Annotated in this window: 16 protein-coding genes; 4 read left to right on the plus strand and 12 right to left on the minus strand. The window is 71.6% G+C overall.

What is annotated here, in order from left to right; translation table 11 throughout:
• Positions 1 to 90: 90 nt before the first annotated feature.
• On the minus strand, positions 91 to 1680 hold the full coding sequence (locus AXW62_RS32785) for a DUF4192 domain-containing protein (RefSeq protein WP_060947679.1): 1590 nt from the start codon (positions 1678 to 1680) through the stop codon (positions 91 to 93).
• A gap of 110 nt (positions 1681 to 1790) precedes the next feature.
• Here AXW62_RS32785 and AXW62_RS32790 point away from each other — a divergent pair, with 110 nt between their 5' ends.
• Entirely contained in the window at positions 1791 to 3956 is a 2166-nt protein-coding gene (locus AXW62_RS32790) for a RecQ family ATP-dependent DNA helicase (RefSeq protein WP_060947680.1), read from the plus strand.
• Positions 3957 to 4183: 227 nt separating this feature from the next.
• Positions 4184 to 4801: a hypothetical protein gene (locus AXW62_RS32795; protein ID WP_060947681.1), complete on the plus strand. Its 618-nt coding sequence runs from the start codon at positions 4184 to 4186 to the stop codon at positions 4799 to 4801.
• A 102-nt stretch (positions 4802 to 4903) separates the two neighbouring features.
• On the opposite strand, the gene AXW62_RS41795 is transcribed toward AXW62_RS32795, so the two are convergent.
• The 5 genes from AXW62_RS41795 to AXW62_RS32820 all read right to left on the minus strand — a co-directional run bounded on the left by AXW62_RS41795 (position 4904) and on the right by AXW62_RS32820 (position 9740).
• Positions 4904 to 5560 carry a hypothetical protein gene (locus AXW62_RS41795; RefSeq protein WP_079115909.1) on the minus strand — a complete coding sequence of 219 codons (657 nt, stop codon included), beginning with the start codon at positions 5558 to 5560 and terminating at the stop codon, positions 4904 to 4906.
• 68 nt (positions 5561 to 5628) lie between these two features.
• Positions 5629 to 6330, minus strand: a complete 702-nt coding sequence (gene rnhB / locus AXW62_RS32805; protein WP_030842728.1) for a ribonuclease HII — start codon at positions 6328 to 6330, stop codon at positions 5629 to 5631.
• Between the two features lie 189 nt (positions 6331 to 6519).
• Positions 6520 to 7413 (minus strand): ADP-ribosylglycohydrolase family protein, encoded by an 894-nt coding sequence (locus tag AXW62_RS32810; protein ID WP_060947683.1) that lies wholly within the window; start codon positions 7411 to 7413, stop codon positions 6520 to 6522.
• Positions 7414 to 7424: 11 nt separating this feature from the next.
• A complete protein-coding gene (locus tag AXW62_RS32815; protein ID WP_030842733.1) occupies positions 7425 to 8084 on the minus strand; it encodes a histidine phosphatase family protein in 660 nt (219 codons plus the stop codon).
• Positions 8085 to 8093: 9 nt separating this feature from the next.
• On the minus strand, positions 8094 to 9740 hold the full coding sequence (locus AXW62_RS32820) for an ABC-F family ATP-binding cassette domain-containing protein (protein ID WP_060947684.1): 1647 nt from the start codon (positions 9738 to 9740) through the stop codon (positions 8094 to 8096).
• A 121-nt stretch (positions 9741 to 9861) separates the two neighbouring features.
• Between AXW62_RS32820 and AXW62_RS32825 the strand changes: the two genes are divergently transcribed.
• Positions 9862 to 10485: a TetR/AcrR family transcriptional regulator gene (locus AXW62_RS32825; protein ID WP_079115910.1), complete on the plus strand. Its 624-nt coding sequence runs from the start codon at positions 9862 to 9864 to the stop codon at positions 10483 to 10485.
• A gap of 68 nt (positions 10486 to 10553) precedes the next feature.
• Here AXW62_RS32825 and AXW62_RS32830 read toward each other — a convergent pair whose 3' ends face one another.
• From AXW62_RS32830 to nrdR, 3 genes are all read right to left on the minus strand, one after another.
• Positions 10554 to 11159: a YdbC family protein gene (locus AXW62_RS32830; protein WP_030842743.1), complete on the minus strand. Its 606-nt coding sequence runs from the start codon at positions 11157 to 11159 to the stop codon at positions 10554 to 10556.
• A 161-nt stretch (positions 11160 to 11320) separates the two neighbouring features.
• The gene (locus AXW62_RS32835) at positions 11321 to 14182 is read right to left on the minus strand and encodes a vitamin B12-dependent ribonucleotide reductase (protein ID WP_060947686.1); all 2862 of its coding nucleotides are present in this window, start codon (positions 14180 to 14182) and stop codon (positions 11321 to 11323) included.
• A gap of 114 nt (positions 14183 to 14296) precedes the next feature.
• Positions 14297 to 14818, minus strand: a complete 522-nt coding sequence (nrdR, locus tag AXW62_RS32840) for a transcriptional regulator NrdR (protein ID WP_060947687.1) — start codon at positions 14816 to 14818, stop codon at positions 14297 to 14299.
• 431 nt (positions 14819 to 15249) lie between these two features.
• Here nrdR and lexA point away from each other — a divergent pair, with 431 nt between their 5' ends.
• Positions 15250 to 16053 (plus strand): transcriptional repressor LexA, encoded by an 804-nt coding sequence (gene lexA, locus AXW62_RS32845; RefSeq protein WP_030842754.1) that lies wholly within the window; start codon positions 15250 to 15252, stop codon positions 16051 to 16053.
• A gap of 263 nt (positions 16054 to 16316) precedes the next feature.
• Here lexA and AXW62_RS32850 read toward each other — a convergent pair whose 3' ends face one another.
• The 3 genes from AXW62_RS32850 to AXW62_RS32860 form a co-directional block, all read right to left on the minus strand.
• Entirely contained in the window at positions 16317 to 18317 is a 2001-nt protein-coding gene (locus AXW62_RS32850) for an ATP-dependent DNA helicase (protein WP_030842757.1), read from the minus strand.
• A 239-nt stretch (positions 18318 to 18556) separates the two neighbouring features.
• Positions 18557 to 19255 carry a GNAT family N-acetyltransferase gene (locus AXW62_RS32855; protein ID WP_060947688.1) on the minus strand — a complete coding sequence of 233 codons (699 nt, stop codon included), beginning with the start codon at positions 19253 to 19255 and terminating at the stop codon, positions 18557 to 18559.
• 118 nt (positions 19256 to 19373) lie between these two features.
• Positions 19374 to 21344 carry an IucA/IucC family protein gene (locus AXW62_RS32860; RefSeq protein ID WP_370682952.1) on the minus strand — a complete coding sequence of 657 codons (1971 nt, stop codon included), beginning with the start codon at positions 21342 to 21344 and terminating at the stop codon, positions 19374 to 19376.
• Between the last annotated feature and the right edge of the window lies 1 nt (position 21345).

Genomic DNA, 21345 nt, shown 5'->3' on the forward strand with positions numbered 1-21345 from the left:
ACCACCGACCACCCGCCGACCACCCACCAAGCGGCTCGCCCGCCGTGCGCTTCTGGGGACCCTCCCCAGTGGACTCTCGACCCGTCAGGGTCAGCGGCGGCTGCGCGTCCCCCGGCCGCCGGTCCGGCGACGGGTGCGCGGCCGCCCCTCCGGACGGCGCCTGCCACCCGGAGCGCCCGCTCCCGCAGGGCCGCCCTTGCCGCCCGGGTCCGCCGCCCCGCTCGGCCACCTTCGCCCCACCCGCTGCTCCTCCCGGTCTGCCCCCTCCACCGGCTCTTCCCCTCCCGCGGGAGGGGAGGGCTCGGGGTGCTCAGCTGCCTCGACGGTGCCGGTTGTCTCAGGGGACGCGTCGGACTCGGCGGATTCTGCTGGCTCGACGGGGTCGGCGGATTCAGCCGGCCGGGCCGTTGCGACAGCTTCCCTCACTTCGAGGATCGCGACCGTTTCCGCCGACGCCCCGGCCGCTTCCACCGGGGATCCGGCCGTTTCCGCCGGCTCGGAGGTCTCCAGGTCGCCACGCCGCTCCAGCTCCGCGTGCACCGCGGCGTGCACGGCGCGGTCAGCGCCCTCCCGGCGCAGACATCGACGCAGCACCTCCGGAGCGACCCCCTCGTTGCACGCCTGGTGGAGCAGCCTGGCGAAGAGATAGTCGGGATCGACCCGCAGGGCACGGCCGAGCGCCACCCGTGCCATGAGCTCATCGCCCACCGACCAGGCGACCCAGCCCGCCAGGGTGAGCGGTGCCGCCGCATGCTCCCCGTACGAACCGACGCAGCGACGGGCCAGCGCACGCCACAACCGCAGCGCCGTGCCGGCGTCCGCTTCCTCCATCCGTTCGGCTGCCTGATCCCGCGTCCGCCGGTCCTGCAACCCGATGATCACCGCGGCGGCCTCCCGGTCGTCGAGCAGCCCGTCGTCGTGGCGATCGGCCGCGCAGACGTCGGCGACCGGCGGCGCGGCCCGGAACCGTTCCAGCATCCGGCCCACCAGACCGAGGGTCTCGGCACACACCGCCGCACTGCCGCCGCCCAGAATCCTGGGCACCAGCTCGGCTCCGGCCGTGTCCAGCGCCCGCTCCTGCCCATCGGCCCGGGGTGCGCCGAGCGGCTCGAGCCTGGCTTCCATCTCGCGCAGCGAGCCACGCACCTGGACCCCCGCGAACGTCGCCGCCGCGGCCATGACCGAGGTGCCGGGCAGGGCGAGCGGAACGCCTTCCGGCGGGCAGCAGCGCCGGTCGGGACAGACATACGACCAGAACCGGCCGTCGGAGATGCACAGCGCCTCGAACACCGGCACCTCCAGCCCGCCGCACGCGGTGCGCAGGCGCTGCGCGAGGGGCCGCAGCCGCTCCATCGTCTCCCGACCGGACTCGCCCTCCGCGGGCTCCTGGCACAGGAACAGGACGAGCCCGTCCGGCCGCGCGCCACGCCGCTCGCTGCCGCTGATCAGGCATTCGGCCAGCTGGTCGCAGACCTCGGGCCACTCCTCGGGAATACGGGGAATGCCAAGCCTCAGCCTGCCGCCGAACCGGCCGCGGGGACCGTGCAGCGCGATCATCACGATGCTGTCGTCCGGCTGGAAGCCCAGGACATAGGGCAGGGCGTCTGCGAGCTCGGCCGGGCTGCGGAGGGTGACCTGGTCCGCGCCGGACAGGCCGGCCGCTTCGTTGTGTCGAGTCATGACCCGACGGTCCCTCAGCCTCGTCGGCCCCGCCACCCCTGTGGAAAACGTTATCCACAGGCTGTCGGGGTCGTTGGCGCGATGTCGGGAGGATCGGGTTGCATGGGGGCATGAGCGACGAAGATCTGCGCACCTCGGCCGACAACGTCCTGGCCCGCCTCGTCGGGGACACCACCGGCTCCGCCCGGCTCCGGGAGGATCAATGGCGGGCGATCGAGGCGCTGGTCGCCGAGCGCCGCCGGGCGCTGGTCGTGCAGCGCACCGGATGGGGCAAGTCGGCGGTGTATTTCGTCGCCACCGCGCTGCTGCGCGAGCGTGGCAGCGGCCCGACCGTGATCGTCTCCCCGCTGCTCGCGCTGATGCGCAACCAGGTCGAAGCCGCCGCTCGCGCCGGTATCCACGCCCGCACCATCAATTCGGCCAATACCGAGGAGTGGGACACCATCCAGGCCGAGGTGGCCGCGGGCGAGGTGGATGTGCTGCTGGTGAGCCCGGAGCGGCTCAACAACCCCGACTTCCGCGACCAGGTGCTGCCACAGCTCGCCGCCACCACCGGTCTGCTGGTCGTCGACGAGGCGCACTGCATCTCCGACTGGGGCCATGACTTCCGGCCCGACTACCGCAGGCTGCGCACCATGCTCGCCGATCTTCCCCAGGGCGTCCCCGTGCTCGCCACGACCGCGACCGCGAACGCACGGGTCACGGCCGATGTGGCCGAGCAGCTGGGCACGGGCGAAGCGGCCGCGCGGGCGCTGGTGCTGCGCGGGCCGCTGGACCGGGAGAGCCTGCGGCTGGGTGTGCTGCCGCTGCCGGACGCCGCCCATCGGCTCGCCTGGCTCGCCGACCATCTGAACGAGCTGCCGGGCTCCGGGATCATCTACACCCTCACCGTCGCCGCGGCCGAAGAGCTGACCGCGTTTCTGCGGCAGCGCGGCCATACCGTCGCCTCCTACACCGGCAAGACGGAGAACGCGGATCGTCAGCAGGCCGAGGAGGACCTGCTGGCCAATCGGGTCAAGGCACTGGTCGCCACCTCCGCCCTGGGCATGGGTTTCGACAAGCCGGACCTCGGCTTCGTGGTGCACCTCGGTTCACCGTCCTCCCCCATCGCCTACTACCAGCAGGTCGGGCGTGCCGGGCGCGGTGTGGAGCACGCCGAGGTGCTGCTGCTGCCCGGCCGCGAGGACGAGGCGATCTGGCGTTACTTCGCCTCGCTCGCCTTCCCGCCCGAGGAGCAGGTGCGCCGCACCCTCGAGGTGCTGGCGTCATCGGACCGGCCGGTGTCCCTGCCCGCGCTCGAGCCCCAGGTGGAGCTGCGGCGGTCACGTCTGGAGATCATGCTCAAGGTGCTCGACGTGGACGGCGCGGTGCGGCGCGTGCGCGGCGGCTGGATCGCGACCGGTCAGCCCTGGGCGTACGACGCGGAGCGGTACGCGTGGGTGGCGCGCCAGCGGGAGGCCGAGCAGCAGGCCATGCGGGAGTACGCCACGACGGCCGGCTGCCGGATGGAGTTCCTGCGGCGGCAGCTGGACGACGAGAAGGCGGCACCCTGTGGCCGCTGTGACAACTGCGCGGGGGCCCGCTTCACCACCGAGGTGTCCGCCGCCTCGCTGGACGCGGCGCGCGGCGAGCTGGGGCGGCCCGGTGTCGAGGTGGAGCCGCGCCGTATGTGGCCGACCGGGCTGCCCGCGGTGGGGGTCGACCTCAAGGGCCGCATTCCCGCCGATGAGCAGGCCGCCCCGGGCCGGGCCCTGGGCCGTCTCTCCGACATCGGCTGGGGAAACCGGCTGAGGCCGCTGCTGGCCCCGCAGACCCCGGACGCGCCGGTGCCCGACGATGTGGCCGGTGCGGTGGTGACGGTGCTCGCCGACTGGGCCAAGGGGCCCGGCGGCTGGGCCTCGGGCGCGCCGGACGCCCCGGCCCGCCCGGTGGGTGTGGTCACGGTCGCCTCACGCACCCGCCCGCAGTTGATCCGGACCCTCGGCGAACGGATCGCCACCGTCGGCCGGTTGCCCCTGCTCGGCAGCGTCGCGTACCACGACGGCGAGATCGACACCCGGGTGCCGCGCACCAACAGCGCCCAGCGGCTGCGGGCGCTGCACGGCGCGCTGACCGTGCCGCCGTCGCTGGCGGCGGCCCTTGCCGAGGCGGGCGGACCGGTGCTGCTGGTGGACGACATGGCGGACACCGGCTGGACCTTGGCCGTCGCCTCCCGGTTGCTCCGCCGGGCCGGCGCAGCCGGAGTGTTTCCGCTGGTCCTCGCCGTGCAGGGGTAGGGGCGGCCGGGGCCGCGGGGGCGCGAGCCGACCGGGAATATAGAGCGCACACCCCGGCAAAACGGTCAGCGGTGCCAACTGCTCATTGCCGCATGCGGGCACGACCGCGAGAATTGAAAGCAGCTCCCCGCCCCCGGCCCGCCCGTGGTCCCGATGGGGCCCTGTGTCGTGGCCCGCGCCCGTACCCGGCCTCCGCACGGACCGTGGGCGCAGACGAAGGGAGGACCGTGACCTTCGGCTTCGCTCCGCCACCGTCCGCCGATCCCGCTTCCCGGCTCGGCCGGACGCTTCAGCCCGCCGAGTGGGCGGCAGCGGGGATCCCACTGCTGCGCAGTCCGCGCGAGGTAGTCACCGGACTGCACAGCCGCCATCTGCCGACGCCGTCGACCGCCGTCGTCGCCGTCCTCGATCCCGACGAACGGCTCACGGCGAGCGCCTCGTTCGTCCGCCGCGGCGCCGCCGCCGACGGCTGGGACTTCCGGAACGCGCTGCTCGCCCAGTTGCGCCGGGTCATCCCGCACGATCTGCGGCGTCGCACCCCGATCCGCACCGCCGTGCTGCTCTACTGCCGGGAGGGCGAGAACCGGTGGACGGAGGAGGACGGGGCCTGGATGTGGGGGCTGCGTGACGCCTGCACGCTGCACGGCCTGCGCTGCGGCGCGTACATCACCCTGACCCGCGACGGATGGCGGGTCCTCGGCGAGGGGCGGGGCGGCCGCCGACCGCACTCCGCATCGCTGCGCACCGCGCTGGGCGTGGCCGTCAAGGGCGACGGCGAGGCGGAGGCAATGCCGCCGTCCCGTCCCGGGCCGCACGCCCCACTGAGCCACTCCGCCGCCGTCTGACCGGTCGCCGGACGCGCGCGACCACCGGCCGTCCGGACGCCGGACAGCTCCGCCACGAGGGACAGAGGCTGCCGGACACCGGGCGTTCGGGGCCGTGCGGCGTCAGGAGCCCGACCCGATGAGGGTGTTGATGCGCTTCGGGTCACCGCAGACGATCAGCAGCGCCCCGGCACGGCCCATCGCCTCGGGCAGCGCGCGGGCCACGGCGTCATTCGCACCACCGTTGACGGCGACGACCACGACCGGGCGGCCCTTGACACGGCCGGCGCTCGCGGTGGCGTAGAAGACGTCGTCTCCGGCGTCGTGCTGCGCCCAGTACGACGCCTCACCGAAGGACAACTCGTGCGCCGCCCACGGATGCTGCTCCCCGGTGGTCAGCACCAGGATGTCTCCGGGTGCCCGGCCGGAATCCAGCAGCAGGTCGACCGCCTCGTCCGCCGCGTCCAGCGCGCCGTCCACCGTGGCGGGGATCAGCTGGATCTGGGGAGCGGCCTTCGCGGCGGGTGTGGTCTTGGCAGCCGGAGCCGCCGGGGCGGTCGGCGAGGGCTTCGTCGCATCGCTCGTGGCGCGCTGCGACTGAGCTGACGAGGTTCCGGCGGAGCCACGGTTGGGACCGGGGCTGCCAGGCCGCCGCGGTGCGGGCCGGGGGCCGGGACCAGGGACAGGACGAGGGGTCGGCGCGGTGCGGCCTGCGGCCGGTGTCGCGCGGGGACCCGGGACACTCTCGTGAATCTGAGGCTCCTCGGGGATGAGAGGCATGGGCTGATGTCTATCAAACGTCGGTGCGAGTCGCATCGGCGGGTGGCGGTTTGGACCGCTTGGTCTGCTCAGAAGTCGAAGCCGAGTTGGCCTTCGTCCTCCAGCCCGACCGGTTCGGGTGTGCTGCGGACCCGCTTCAGGTGCCGCCACCGCGGCAACCCGTCCAGATAGGCCCAGGACAGCCGGTGGTGGGGCGTGGGCCCCAGTTCCCGCAGGGCGGCGCGGTGCGTGGGGGACGGATATCCGGCGTTGTCCTCGAAGCGGAAGTCCGTGTGCTCGGCTCCCAGTTCGGCCATCATCGCATCCCGGTGCACCTTGGCAATCACTGAGGCGGCGGCGACGGACACACAGGACTGATCGCCCTTGATAACCGTACGAACCGTCCAGGGAGTGCCGAGGTAGTCGTACTTTCCGTCCAGAATCACCGCGTCCGGCCGGACCGGCAGCGCGTCCAGCGCCCGCGTGGCGGCGAGCCGGAGGGCGGCCGTCATCCCCAGGTCGTCGATCTCCTCGGGCGAGGAGTGGCCCAGGGCGTGCGCGGTGACCCACGAGTCCAACTCCCGGGCCAGGGCCGTGCGCTTCTTGGGGCTCAGCAGTTTGGAGTCGGTGAGCCCGGTCGGCGGACGACGCAGACCGGTGACCGCCGCGCAGACCGTCACCGGACCGGCCCATGCCCCGCGCCCGACCTCGTCGATACCGACGACGATCTTGGCTCCTGTCGTGGCGCGGAGCGAGCGCTCGACGCTGTGGGTGGGCGGTTCATAAGCCATGGCGAGGACAACATTACGCCGCTCTTACCCGCGTCCGGTACCCGGATCCGCCGCGGCGGTCCCCGGCCACCGCCGGTGGACCCCTGCCTGGTGGATCCGGTGGCCACTTCCCTCAACGCGACGCGGTGGACGGCCGGTTCGACGACGGGGCAAACCCGGCAACCCACCACATCACACCCCTGGGAGAAGTCAGCCGGCCGAGAGCGGGACCCACTCCGGCAGCGCCTCGGTGCGGTCCTGCCAGTGGGCGGGCGGCGCACCGGCGGCCTCGGCCGCGACCACTCCCCCGGCGATGGCGCAGGTGGTGTCCACATCTCCGCCGGCCGAGGCCGTCTGCCAGAACGTCTCCTCGAAGGATCCCAGGTGGCGGGCTGCCGCCCACAGGGCGAACGGCACGGTGTCATGGGCGCTGGTGCGGCGGCCGCAGCCGAGCACCGCGGCAACGGTGCCGGCGTCCGCGTAGTCGAGCATGTCCCGAGCGCGGCGCAGCCCCGCCTGCACGGCGCTGCGCGGCACCAGCTCGACCACCCGGTTCAGCAGCTCCTCCGGACCGCCGTGGCCCGCCGGATCGGCCACCAGTGCCGCGGCCGCGGCCACCGCCATCGCTCCCGCCACCGCCTCACGGTGCTGGTGGGTGGTGTAGGCGGAGATCTCCGCCTGATGCGTGGCCTGCTCCGCGTCGCCCGCGTACCAGGCGCCCAGCGGGGCGATCCGCATCGCGGCGCCATTGCCCCACGATCCCTGCCCCTGGAACAGCCCGGCGGCCAGGTCACGCCAGTCGCCGCCCTCCCTGACCAGGCGGAGCATCCGGTTCACGGCGGGGCCGTAGCCCCGGTCGAAATCATGGTGATCCGCGAAGGAGCGGGCGAGATGGTCCTGGTCGATCCGGCCGTGGGCCACCAGTGCGGCCAGGATCGAACAGGCCATCTCGGTGTCGTCGGTCCACTGCCAGGGGGCGGGCGGCAGCTCGCGGCGCCTCAGGAACGGATGGTTGGCGGGGACGAAGAACTGGGAGCCGAGGGCGTCGCCCACGGCCAGCCCGCGCAGGCTCCGAAGGGCCCGGTGGAATCGGTCAGCGGTCATCGCTGCGCACTCTAACCGGTGAGGCCGTAGGGCTCGGGGGTGCACCAGCGCTCGAACGGTCGGTCCAGGTGGTAGCGCCCGTCGGAGCCGAGCAGCAGGGACCGCGTCTCGCCGTTGCCGGGGTTCGACAGCGACTCGAATTCGGCGACGGTCCAGTGCAGCCACCGCATGCAGAACAGCCGCATGGTCAGCCCGTGGGTCACCAGCAGGACGTTCGGCGGATGTGCCGGGTCCTGGAAGCTGCGCCACAGGCTCTCCAGGAAGGCGTCCACCCGGTCGTAGACATCGGCGCCCGACTCACCCTGCGCGAAGCGGTAGAAGAAGTGTCCGTAGGCATCCCGGTACGCCTTCTGCTTCCGCACGTCCTCGCGGTCCTGCCAGTTTCCCCAGTCCTGCTCCCGCAGCCGCGGCTCCTCCCTGACCCGGGTGCGGGAGGGGTCGAGATCGAGCAGCCTCAGGGTCTGGTGGGTGCGCCGGTACGGCGATACGTAGACCGATACGCGCTCGTCGCCGAACGTGGCGCGCAACCGCTCACCGGCCTCCTTCGCCTGCCGTCGCCCGGTCTCGGTCAGCCGCAGAGCATGGTCGGGCACCCTTTCGTACACCGAGTCATCGAGATTCCCCTCCGATTCTCCGTGCCGTATGAGGACGATGCGCCGGGGTCGTGCCATGCCGCCACCCTAGATGGAGGGTGTGGCCAGTGCCTCGCTCCCCTCCTCCGTCATCGGCCGACCCTCTCGGATCTCGCACCGGCGGCCGGTGAAGCGGTTCCGCAGCAGCCGGTCGTGCGAGACCACCACCAGCGCGCCGGTCCACTGGGCCAGCGCCTCTTCCAACTGCTCCACCAGGCCGAGGGCGAGATGGTTGGTCGGCTCGTCGAGCAGCAGCAGATCGGCGGGGCGGGCCAGCAGCCGGGCGAGCGCCAGCCGCCGGCGCTGGCCCGCGGAGAGCGATCCCACCGGAACATGGAGATCATCCGGGCGGAACAGTCCGTACGACAGCAGGAGGGCGGCCTGCTCCTCGGGTGGGCCCGGCAGCCCGCGGCCGAAGGCCGACAGCAGCCGCTCCCGCGGTCGGGCGACCGGTATCTCCTGGGCGAGATAGCCGATCCCGCCCCGGCGGACCACCCGGCCCGCGTCCGGTCTCTCCACCCCCGCCATGACCCGCAGCAGGGTGGATTTGCCCGCGCCATTGGCCCCGTGGACGAGCAGCCTCTCCCCGGCCGCCACGGTGAGCCGGTCCACCGCCAGCCGCTTCCCCACGCGGACATCATGGAGATCGACGAGCACACCGTCCGCCGTGCCCGCCATGGGACGGGCCGAGAATCGCAGCGGCTCCGGTGGGCGCGGCACCGGGTCCTCCTGGAGCCTGCGCAGCCTCTCCTGGGCGTTCCGCACCCTGCTGGAGACCGAGGACTGCACACGTCCCCTGTCCCGGTCGTAGGCCATCTTGTTGCCGTCCTTCATGCCGCGGCCCGGGGCGACCCGCCGGGCGACGGTCGTGGCGGCCTCCGCCAGCGCGGCCGTCTCCGCGCACCACTCCTGGTACGCCTGCTCCCAGCGGCGGCGCGCGCCGGCCTGCTCGGCGACGAAACCGCCGTACCCCCCTCCGTACCGCACCAGGGCGCGACGGCCGGCGTCCACCTCGACGATCGTGGTCGCCACGCGCTCCAGGAAGAGCCGGTCGTGGGAGACCGCGACGACGGTGCCCGGATGCCCCCGCAGCGCCTCCTCCAGCCAGCCGAGCGCCGCACCGTCGAGGTGGTTCGTCGGCTCGTCCAGCAGCATCACCTCGGGGGCGGCGGCGATCAGGCAGGCCAGTCCGAGCCGGGCCTGTTCACCGCCCGACAGGCTGCCCAGCCGCCGCTCGTGCCCGATACCGCCCAGCCCCAGACCGTGCAGGGCCTTCTCCACCCGGGCATCCGCCTCATAGCCGCCGCGGGCCTCGAACGCGGTGAGCAGATCCCCGTATGCGGCGAGCGCGTCGGGGGCACCGTCGCCGAGGTCCGCCTCCAGCTCGCGCAGCCCGCGCTCCATGGCGCGCACCTCGGCGAGGGCCGCGTCCACCGCGTCGCGCACGGTGTGGTCCGGGGGCAGCTCGGGCGTCTGGCCGAGGTACCCGATACCGCCGTCGGCCACCGTCACCACGGCGCCGTCGTCCGGTGACTCCCGTCCGGCCAGCAGCCGCAGCAGGGTGGATTTGCCGGCCCCGTTCTCCCCCACGACGCCGACCCGCTCGCCGGGCCGCACCGCGAAGGACACCTCGTCGAGCAGCAGCCGGTCACCTCGGGACAGCGTGACGCCTCGGAGCGAGATCTGCGTGGGCAAAGGGCGCACCTCCCAGCACGCGAGCACAAGCGGCCCTCTGGACCGCAGCCTCCAAATACAACTACAGTTGCATTACCCTCAGCATGGCACGACAAACCGCCTAACACAACTGGAGTTGCAGTTGACCGCACAAGGCGACCCCACACCGGGCACCGTCCGCCCCGGCGGGCGCACCGCGCGCACCCGCTTGGCGGTGCGCGACGCCGTGCTCACCGGCCTCGCCGAGCACGGCTATCCCGGTCTGACCGTCGAGTACGTCGCCGAGCGCTCCGGCGTGCACAAGACGACCGTCTACCGGCGCTGGGGCAGCGTCGAGGGGCTCGTGGCGGACGCCCTCGACCTCGCGGGCGAGGACACCTGGACGCCGCCCGACACCGGAAGTCTGGAGGGCGATCTGCGCGCCCTCGCCCGCGAGGTGACCGAGACCTTCGGCAGCGCGTCGGCCGCCGCCGCGCCGACCGCCTTCGTCGCGGCCGCGTTCCAGTCCGACCGCGCGGCCGAGGCGCTGCGCGCCTTCTACACCGAGCGCTTCGCCCGGTGTGAATCCGTGGTGCGGCGGGCGGTCGAGCGCGATGAGGCCCCGCCCGGCACCGACGCCGGGGCGGTCGTACGGGCCGTGTCCGCGCCCCTGTTCTTCCGGGCCCTCGTCACCCGTGAGCCCATCGACGTACCACTCGCCGACCAGACGGCGGCAGCCGTCGCCGTCGCGGTACGGGCCGGGGCGTACCTCCCCGCCCGCCGCTGATCCGGCCCGCCCTGCCTGCCGGGCCGATCAGCCTCCCGCCGGCCGAAGGACAGCGGGCCGGTCCGCGTTCACACCGTCCAGGCGGGCTCCACCCGTACGACATCCCCGGCGATCGCCGCCACATCCGCTTCCGTCTGCGCGCGCAGGCCGAGCCGCTCGACCCGCTCCACGCGGTACTTCCCGTGCTCGGCCGCCGAGTCCCACATCGACAGCACCAGGAACTCGTTCCCCGGCGCCTCGCCGAACACCCCGCGCAGCATCCCGGGCGACCCCGCCATCGCCGGGTTCCACACCTTCTCCTGGACCAGGGTGAAGTGATCGACCCGGTCGGGGCGCACACGGCAGTGCGCGACCCGCACCACGTCCGCGTCGGAGAACCGCGGCTCGAAGCCGACCTTCACGTCGAAACGGTGCTCGAACAGCCGGACCTGCATGTCCCGGTAGGTGCCCGACTGCGCGGCCGCCAGCCGGTCGTGCGAGCGCGCCATGAAGGAGTCGTAGAACGCCCGGCTCTCCCAGAACGCGAAGACATGCGCCACGTTCGGACGCCCCCGGCTCCAGCCACCGCCCTGCCCCCGGAATCCCGGTTCGCCGGGCAACCCCGCCCACTTCCGCTGCCCCCGCTCGAAACCCGGGCGGTCCACCACGGTGCAGCGAATCCACTTGACCAGCACCGCGCTATCCTACGGCCGCTCGGTGTCCTCCATCACATACCGGAGGGTCCGCCCCCGCTCCCCTCGCCCGGCCGCACGCCGTACGACGCCATGAGACGGCGGCGGGGCGCGGGCCCGAAGACCCGCGCCCCGCCTCGGATGTCATCCGTAAGGGCCCTCGATCAGCTGCAGCCGCTCGTCGAACCGCAGCCCTCGCACAGGTAGCAGCTGCCCGCACGGCGCATCTTCGTGCCGCAGGAGAAGCAGAGCGGCGCGTCCGCGTTCAAGCCCAGCTGGATCTCCACCAGTTCGGTCGAGCTGTGGGCCTCCCTCGGCGCCCCGGACGCGGTCCGCGGCTGGGAGACGTCGCTCTTCGGGGCGTCCACGTGGCGCGGCGCCGACTGGGCCAGGCCCTCGACGTCCACCTCGTCCTCGGCGGGCTCGTAGGACCCCGTCTCCAGGTGGCGCTGGCGCTCCTCGGCGGAGTGGATGCCCAGCGCCGAGCGGGTCTCGAAGGGCAGGAAGTCCAGCGCCAGCCGGCGGAAGATGTAGTCGACGATCGACTGCGCCATCCGCACATCCGGGTCGTCCGTCATACCGGCCGGCTCGAAGCGCATGTTGGTGAACTTCGAGACGTAGGTCTCCAGCGGCACGCCGTACTGCAGACCGACCGACACGGCGATCGAGAAGGCGTCCATCATGCCCGCCAGGGTCGAGCCCTGCTTGGACATCTTCAGGAACACCTCACCGAGACCGTCGTCCGGGTAGGAGTTGGCGGTCATGTAGCCCTCGGCGCCGCCCACCGTGAAGGACGTGGTGATGCCGGGACGGCCCTTGGGGAGGCGCTTGCGGACCGGGCGGTACTCGACGACCTTCTCGACCTCGGGCTCGGCCTGCTCCTTCTCCTCCTTCTTCTTGGCGGAGAGCGGCTGGCCCACCTTGCAGTTGTCGCGGTAGATCGCCAGCGCCTTGAGGCCGAGCTTCCAGCCCTCGAAGTAGATCTCCTCGATCTCCTCGACGGTGGCCGACTCCGGCATGTTGACCGTCTTGGAGATCGCGCCGGACAGGAACGGCTGGGCGGCCGCCATCATCCGCACATGGCCCATCGGCGAGATGGAACGCTCACCCATCGCGCAGTCGAAGACCTCGTAGTGCTCGGGCTTCAGCCCCGGCGCGTCGATCACATTGCCGTGGTCGGCGATGTGGGCGACGATCGCCTCGACCTGCTCCTGCTGGTAGCCGAGCCGCTTGAGCGCCTTGGGGACCGTGTTGTTCACGATCTGCATGGAGCCGCCGCCGACCAGCTTCTTGAACTTGACCAGGGCCAGGTCCGGCTCGACACCCGTGGTGTCGCAGTCCATCATCAGGCCGATGGTGCCGGTCGGCGCGAGCACCGACGCCTGGGCGTTGCGGAAACCGCTCTTCTCGCCGAGGCGCAGCACGTCCTGCCACGCCTCGGTGGCCGCGGCCCAGACCGGGGTGTCCAGATCGTCCATGCGCTTGGCGGCGGCGTTGGCGTCCGAGTGCTGCTTCATGACGCGCTTGTGGGCGTCCGCGTTACGGGCGTAGCCCTCATACGGGCCGACCACGGCGGCGAGCTCCGCGGAGCGCTTGTAGGAGGTGCCGGTCATCAGGGAGGTGATCGCTCCGGCCAGGGCCCGGCCGCCGTCGCTGTCGTAGGCGTGACCGGTGGCCATCAGCAGGGCGCCCAGGTTGGCGTAGCCGATGCCCAGCTGGCGGAAGGCGCGGGTGGTCTCGCCGATCTTCTCGGTCGGGAAGTCCGCGAAGCAGATGGAGATGTCCATCGCGGTGATGACCAGCTCGACGACCCTGGCGAAGCGCTCGGCGTCGAAGCGCTGGTTGCCCGCCTCGTCGTCCTGGAGGAACTTCATCAGGTTGAGCGAGGCGAGATTGCACGAGGAGTTGTCCAGGTGCATGTACTCGCTGCACGGGTTGGAGGCGGTGATCCGGCCCGTCTCCGGCGAGGTGTGCCAGTGATTGATGGTGTCGTCGTACTGGATGCCCGGGTCGGCGCAGGCCCAGGCGGCCTCGGCCATCTTGCGGAAGAGCGCCTTTGCGTCGACCTCCTCGATGGACTCACCGGTCATCCGGCTGCGCAGCCCGAACTGCGAGCCGGACTCCACCGCCTTCATGAACGCGTCGTTCACCCGGACGGAGTTGTTGGCGTTCTGGTACTGGACGGACGTGATGTCGTCGCCGCCCAGGTCCATGTCGAAGCCCGCGTCGCGCAGGGCGCGGATCTTCTCCTCCTCCTTGACCTTGGTCTCGATGAACGCCTCGATGTCCGGGTGGTCGACATCGAGCACGACCATCTTGGCGGCCCGGCGGGTGGCGCCGCCGGACTTGATCGTTCCCGCGGAGGCATCGGCGCCGCGCATGAAGGACACGGGGCCGGAGGCGTTGCCGCCCGAGGAGAGGAGCTCCTTGGAGGAGCGGATGCGGGAGAGGTTCAGGCCGGCGCCGGAGCCGCCCTTGAAGATCATCCCCTCTTCCTTGTACCAGTCCAGGATCGACTCCATGGAGTCGTCCACGGAGAGGATGAAGCAGGCGCTGACCTGCTGCGGCTGCTTGGTGCCGACGTTGAACCAGACAGGCGAGTTGAAGCTGAAGACCTGGTGCAGCAGGGCGTAGGTGAGCTCCTGGTCGAAGATTTCGGCGTCCGCGGGCGAGGCGAAGTAGCCGTTGTCCTCGCCGGCCTTGCGGTACGTGCGCACCACACGGTCGATGAGCTGCTTGAGGCTCGCCTCCCGGTCCGGGGAGCCGACCGCGCCACGGAAGTACTTGCTCGTGACGATGTTGACCGCGTTCACCGACCAGAAGTCGGGGAACTCCACGCCGCGCTGCTCGAAGTTGACCGAGCCGTCGCGCCAGTTGGTCATGACGACGTCACGGCGCTCCCAGACCACCTCGTCGTACGGATGCACGCCGGGGGTGGTGTGAATGCGCTCGATGCGCAGCCCCTTGTTCGCCTTGCTTCCCTTGGAGCGGGAGCCTCGTGCCGGGCCGCTCGTCGTCTCTGTCATTCCGCCTCCCTGTACGGGCGAAAACGCCCTGATGTGCCCACTTCTTCCCGAGGCACGGTGTCTGTCTTTCACCCGGAAGCGTCAAGCGCCCCGGGCAGGTGTCTGGGCCGCCGGTCAGTCGGCGGCGATGGCCGGCGCGGGGGCCTCCACGGCCCCTTCGGCGCCGGACCCGCGGTCGTGCGCGGGAGGCCGTTGCTGGTCACGCAGCTCCGCGACGGCCGCCTCGAAGTCCTCGAGGGAGTCGAAGGCGCGGTAGACGGAGGCGAAGCGGAGGTAGGCGACGAGGTCGAGCTTCTGGAGCGGGCCGAGTATGGCGAGCCCGACGTCATGGGTGGACAGCTCGGCACTGCCGGTGGCCCGGACCGCCTCCTCCACCTGCTGACCGAGCTTGGCGAGGGCGTCCTCGGTGACCGGACGGCCCTGGCACGCCTTGCGCACCCCCGAGATGACCTTGTCGCGGCTGAAGGGCTCGGTGACCCCGCTGCGCTTGATCACCATCAGTGACGCGGTCTCCACGGTCGTGAAGCGACGCGAACAGTCGGGGCACTGGCGGCGCCGGCGGATCGAGCAGCCGTCATCCGTGGTGCGGCTGTCGACCACACGGCTGTCGGGGTGCCTGCAGAAGGGGCAGTGCATGGCTCCGAACCCTCCCTCACCCTCAAAAACGGCGCATGGCTGAATAAGCCCCCGCCGGGCCGCAGGGCCCGCCGAGGTGGCCACAAGCATAGGCGAAAACCTTGGCGACGAATCACCAGGGACCACAACCTGTGGGTGGCTTACATCCATCAAACCACTAGATGTGGTGCCTGACACTCAACCGATCCGGATGGCGTGTCACGGCTCGGGAGCAGGCACGAGACTACGCGAACACCGCCGGTCCCGGATTCACGGGGGTCGGGATGCAAGACTGGGGCCACCGGACAGCGACCGGATCAAACGGCCTATACACCCAACCCTGTGATCACGTCAGCTCATCTACGAAATTTCACTCGAACGTGTGTTTGGCGCAACCTTTCGAAAGCAACTACCGTTGTCCAACTAGGGAGAACATCTCGAGAGGGGCCGTCGTGACCACCACCGCAGAGAGCGCAACCATTGCCGCCCAGGAGCGCTCCCAGAGCCGACTCGAACAGACACACACGATGAACCAGACCCACCCGATGAACAACGACCACGCGAACCCGGAGGGGCAGAAGCCCGCGCGCTCGCTACCAGGGCGACCTCCAGGAATCCGGGCGGACAGCTCGGGGCTGACCGACCGGCAGCGGCGGGTCATCGAGGTCATTCGCGACTCTGTGCAGCGGCGCGGCTACCCACCGTCGATGCGGGAGATCGGCCAGGCGGTGGGCCTCTCCAGCACCTCGTCCGTCGCCCACCAGCTGATGGCGCTGGAGCGGAAGGGCTTTCTGCGGCGCGATCCCCACCGGCCCCGGGCCTACGAGGTCCGCGGCTCCGACCAGCCCAGCACCCAGCCCGCGGACACTACGGGCAAGCCCGCCGCCTCCTATGTGCCGCTGGTCGGCCGGATCGCGGCCGGTGGCCCGATCCTCGCCGAGGAGTCGGTCGAAGATGTCTTCCCGCTCCCCCGGCAGCTGGTCGGCGACGGTGAGCTCTTCGTGCTGAAGGTGGTCGGCGACTCCATGATCGAAGCCGCCATCTGCGACGGGGACTGGGTGACGGTGCGCCGTCAGCCTGTCGCCGAGAACGGCGACATCGTCGCCGCCATGCTCGACGGTGAGGCCACGGTGAAGCGCTTCAAGCGCGAGGACGGCCACGTATGGCTGCTCCCGCACAACGCCGCCTACCAGCCGATCCCCGGTGACGAGGCCACCATCCTGGGCAAGGTGGTCGCGGTGCTGCGGCGCGTCTGAGCGCGCCGGATCGAGGTGCGCCCTAGCGTGCCCCACGACCGGGCCCCGGGACCACTGCGCCGGTTCCGGGGCCCTGCTGTATCCGGCCGTCCATGGGTGGGCAGTCCGGAGAGGACAGTGACGCGACTGGCTGAGGTACTGCCGCTGATTCCGGTGTAAGGCCCGGTGGCAGTGGTACCAGTCAGCCAGTCGGGAAACGGGGCCTGACGTTCAAGCACCCCGCACAGCGCGTCGCCCGTCACCAACACCTCCGGAGAGCGCGCCTAGGCCCCCTGGGCCTTGGCCGCCGCGTCGATGGCGGCCAGCGAGCGGCGCACCTGATTGCGGTCGGTCGTGTACCAGAAGTCCGGCATGGACTTGCGGAGGAACGACCCGTACCGAGCCCGCTCGACACGCGGATCCAGGACGGCGACGATGCCCCGGTCGCCCGAGGCCCGCACCAGCCGGCCCGCTCCCTGGGCCATGAGCAGGGCGGCATGGGTGGCGGCGACGGCCATGAAGCCATTGCCGCCGGCCTCCTCCACCGCCTTCTGGCGGGCGCTCATCAGAGGGTCGTCGGGACGCGGGAAGGGCACCCGGTCCATGACCACCAGCTGACAGCTGGGGCCCGGCACATCGACGCCCTGCCAAAGGGACAGCGTGCCGAACAAGCAGGTCCTGGCATCGGCGGCGAAGGCACGGATCAGCTCGCCCAGCGTCTCCTCACCCTGGAGGAGGATCGGCATGTCGAGACGCCCGCGCAGCTCCTCCGCGGCCGTCTGGGCGGCGCGCATCGACGAGAACAGCCCGAGTGTGCGGCCCCCGGCGGCCTCCACCAGCTCGGCGAGCTCATCGAGCATGTCGGCGCGGCTGCCGTCGCGGCCGGGCTGGGCGAGATGCTTGGCGACGTAGAGGATCCCCTGCTTCGAGTAGTCGAAGGGCGAGCCGACGTCGAGGCCCTGCCAGCGCGGCGCGGCGTCCTCGCCGCCCTCCGGGTCCTGCGGGCTCTCGGGGGCGAGGCCGAGGGAGGCGGCCACCCCGTTGAAGTCCCCGCCGAGCTTGAGCGTGGCGGAGGTGAGGACGACGGACCGGTCCTCGAACAGCTTCTCGCGCAACAGCCCGGACACGGAGAGCGGGGCGACCCGCAGCGAGGCGCCAAAGCGGTCGTGCCGCTCGTACCAGACGACGTCGTACTCGGATCCCTCCACGATCCGCTCGGCCACCTGGTGGATGTTCTCCACGGAGCCCAGCGCCTGCTTGCGGACCGCGTCCTCGTCCTTGACCGAGGCGTCCCGTGTGGCGCCGAGCGCCGAGATCACGGTGCGGGCCGCGTCGCGCAACGCCATCAGCACATGCCCGAGGTCCTCGGGGATCTTTTCGAGGCGGCCGGGCAGGGCGAGCTCCATCAGCCGCTCAAAACCCTCCGAGGCGGTCTGGAGGGCGTCCGCCGCCTGCTCGTTGACCAGCTTGGCGGCTCGCCGCACGGCGCGGTTGACCTGGCCGGGGGTGAGCTCTCCGCTCGCGACTCCGGTGACCCGGGAGACCAGCTCATGGGCCTCGTCGACGATCAGCACCTCGTGGCTCGGCAGCACCGGGGCGCCCTCGATGGCGTCGATGGCGAGCAGCGCGTGATTGGTGACGACCACCTCGGCGAGCTTGGCCCGCTCACGGGCGGCCTCGGCGAAGCACTCCGCTCCATAGGCGCATTTGGACGCACCGAGGCACTCCCGGGACGTGACCGACACCTGGGACCAGGCACGATCCGAGACTCCGGGGGTCAGATCGTCCCGGTCACCGGTCTCGGTCTCGTCCGACCAGTCGCGCAACCGCAGCAGGTCCTTGCCGAGCCTGCTGGTGGGTGCGGCGGCCTCGAAGGGGTCGAAGAGACCGGACTCATCAGCGTCCTCCTGCGGGACGCCCTCGTGGAGCCGGTGCAGGCACAGATAGTTGGAGCGGCCCTTGAGCATGGCGAACTCGGGGCGGCGGCGCAGCAGCGGATGCAGCGCCTCCACGGTGCGGGGCAGGTCCCGCTCGACCAGCTGCCGCTGCAGGGCGAGGGTCGCCGTGGCGACGACGACACGCTCACCGTGGGCGAGGGCGGGCACCAGATAGCCGAGGGACTTCCCGGTGCCGGTGCCGGCCTGAACCAGCAGGTGGGAGCCGTCGTCGATCGCCTCCGCCACGGCTTGGGCCATGGCGGTCTGACCAGGGCGCTCGGTGCCGCCGACGGCGGTGACGGCGGCGTGCAGCAGATCGGCGAGTGGAGGCGAGGACGATTCAGTCATAGGGCTGCCAGCCTACGGGGCGGCACCGACATCACTCCTGTCGGTGGGGGCGGTGACGGACGGTTTCGGCCGGGTGCGGAACCCGGGAGACCTGCACTTGGTGGGAACCGGGACCGGCCGGGCGGTGTATCAACAGCAGAGCCTCGCATCGAGGCGGGATCACTCGGGGGGTCACGGATGGTCGCGGAGCTTCACAAGACGTGTCACAACACCTGTGAAAACGCCTGTGGCAACGCCTGTCACAGCACGTGTCGCAGGGCGCGGTCGCGCAGCATCAGCGCGGCGCGTTTGCCGGGTAGTTCGACTTCCGCCGAGAAGCGGAAGCCGGCGCCGAGGAAGGCCGCGACGGAGGGGGTGTTGCGAAGATCAGGTTCGGCCACGACCCGGGTACAGGACGGGCGGTGCTCGAGCACGAGATCGGCGGCCGCGCGGAGCAGGGTCGTCCCCAGACCGCGGCCACGATCGCTGACCCGGCCGATGAGCAGGTGGATACCCGTGTCATGCGGCCGAGCCGGGTAGTGGCGCGCGAGCGGGTCCAGATCGGCGCGGTACACCTCCCAATAGCTCATCGGGACACCGTCAAGGACGCCCAGACAGGGCACGCTGCGGCCATCGCCGTCGAGCTGGCCGCCGAGGTGGCTCGCGGTGGTCTCGTCAGGGCCGTCGAGTTCCCAGAAGGCGGCGACGGAGGGGTCGTTCATCCACCGCGCGATGAGTCGTAGATCGCGTCCGATGCGGACCGGGACGAGCTGGAAGGCGCCCGCCGAGGTCTTGACGGCTCCCCATTCGGCGATGTGGTCGAGCAGATCCGGCCGGTCGTCGGCCTCCGGCCCGGTGGAGTCCAGGTCGATGAGGTGTGCGGTGTCCTCTTCCTGGCGCAACCGCATGTCGATGGTGTCGTCGGTGCTGGAGCTCGGGGTGGGGTCGGTGTGCGGCACGGCGACGCTCTCCTCTCGTGGGTCTCGGCACGTCGTCAGGGACGTGAGGGTGAGGGGCGTGATCGCGGGGTCGCGGAAGCGCGGGGTCGCGGCATCAGGGTTCGCCGGGTTCGCGGAATCAGGCCGTGGGGGAGACAGCGGTGGTGACGGACATGGCGAGGGGGTTGGCGATGGTCACATAGACGGACTGGGTGTCCACCGGTCCCACGAGTTCGTCCAGACCGCGCAGCCGAGTGAGCAGATTGGCCTTGCAACGAAGGGTGGGGGTCTCCAGGAGCCGCGCGGGGAGAGGCGAGCGGGTCCTGCCGGGGCCGGACGCGGCGTCGGCGAGAAACCGGCGGAACGCGGCCAGCAGGACGCGCTCGTCGGCGAGTCGCTGGGCCCCGAAGGCGCCGATCAGTCCGAGGACGTTGTTGACACCGAGGTAGTAGGCGAACCGCTCGTCGACGACCTCATCGGGAACGAAGGTGTCGCTGCGGCCACCGATACCGGGCAGCCGGCGTTGCAGTTCGGCGTGCCGGGACGCGCGGAAGTAGTAGCCCTGGTTGTCCCGGTAGCGCCCGCCGATCGGCCAGCCGTCGGGGTCCAGCAGCACCAGAGTGTTCTGCTGATGCGCCTCCAGCGCGACGCCGGCCTCTCCGTCCAGCCAGAGCACGGGGCGTACGACCGTGTGCAGATAGCGCAGGAACCACTCGGCGCCGACCGCCGCCGTAGAACGGCCGGTGCCGGCGGCGAGCCGGGCGACGAGGTGGGCGAGCCTGGAGCGCATCACCGGCTGTCCGGGCCAGGGGCGCAGCGCGAGGAGTCCGGCGACGCAGACGGCGTCGTCACCCGGCCCGAACGGGTTGTGCCGGATGACGACGTCAAGACCGGTCAGCGGGTCGCCATCCGGGCCGTCGACGGCGAGCCAGGCCGGGTCCCGGACGATGTCGAAGCCCGGGAATCCGGAGAAGGCCGCCCGCCACTGCTCGGCCAGTCCGCTGCGGAGCAGCCGGTGCACCTCGACGCCGCGGCGGAGTTCTTTACGGAGGTTCTCACGACGGGAGTTGGTGATCCGCAGGCCGAGGGAGAGTTTCAGCATGGCGGGCGCGCCGGGTCGGTAGACGGTGCGGACCGAGGATGTGGGGTGCCAGTGCCCTCCCGCCGGTCCGAGGTCGTGCAACAGGCCGGCGTCGAAGAGCGCGGCGGCGTCCGGCCGGTGCCGGACCTCCCGCGCCTGCCAGGGATGGAGCGGCATGGGCACGGTTCCGGCGGGCAGTTGGAGACCGCTGCCCGCCAGGGAGAGGGCGAGTCGCTCGGCGGGTACGGTCCGGCCACGCTCGGTCCAGGCCGACTCGCAGGCCAGAACGGACCGGTCCACCGCGATCCAGTGAAGGGGGAAGGAACCACGTGATTCCGGTGAGCAGATGGTGGATTCGGTGTCCGAGAGGCCCTCGCGGCTCTTGGGTGTGGGATGCAGGGGGTGACCGAACAGGAGGGACTGTTCCGCGCTGAGAAACGGGGTGCTCGCGCCCGGATCGGCGGGTGCGGCCCGGCGGTGAGCGAGGAAGTGGGCGGTGCGTCGTACGGAGTCCGCGACACGGCCGACGAGTTCGGTGGCGTCCGCGTCGGGGTCGTCCCGCCGCGCGCTGTACGTCGCCTCGCGGGTGAGCAGGGCCGCGAGGGTGACCGCTCCGACAGCGGGTGCGTCATGGGGCCCGTGCTCCAGCAGCGGCGGGCCGAAACGGTGCCAGCCGGTGGGCGACCAGTAGCGCACCGGGACGAGGAGGACGGTTCCGCTGGCAGGGAGGGGAATGCGCAGAGTGTCCTCGTCCGGCCGCATGAGGCCATTCTCCCGTACCCAGCAGCGCAGCAGGTTCTCAACGGTCGCGGCGTCGGCCGCGGTTTGCGGGTCGGGATCGTCCAGCGGATCCACACCGGCCGCTGGGGCGCGATCGCCAAGCGCGTCCTGGCCGCTGCGGTCCTGCCGGGGAACGGCCGTCGCAGCGAGGGGCACCCCCTGAGCGGGCAGCTGCGGCGGGACCGGCTCCTCAGCAGATGGCTCTGGGACGCCAGGTCGGGGCACGCCCGCCACGCTGGCGGGCTTCACC

Origin of the sequence: Streptomyces hygroscopicus subsp. hygroscopicus (assembly GCF_001553455.1) — a bacterium.
GTDB lineage: Bacteria > Actinomycetota > Actinomycetes > Streptomycetales > Streptomycetaceae > Streptomyces > Streptomyces hygroscopicus.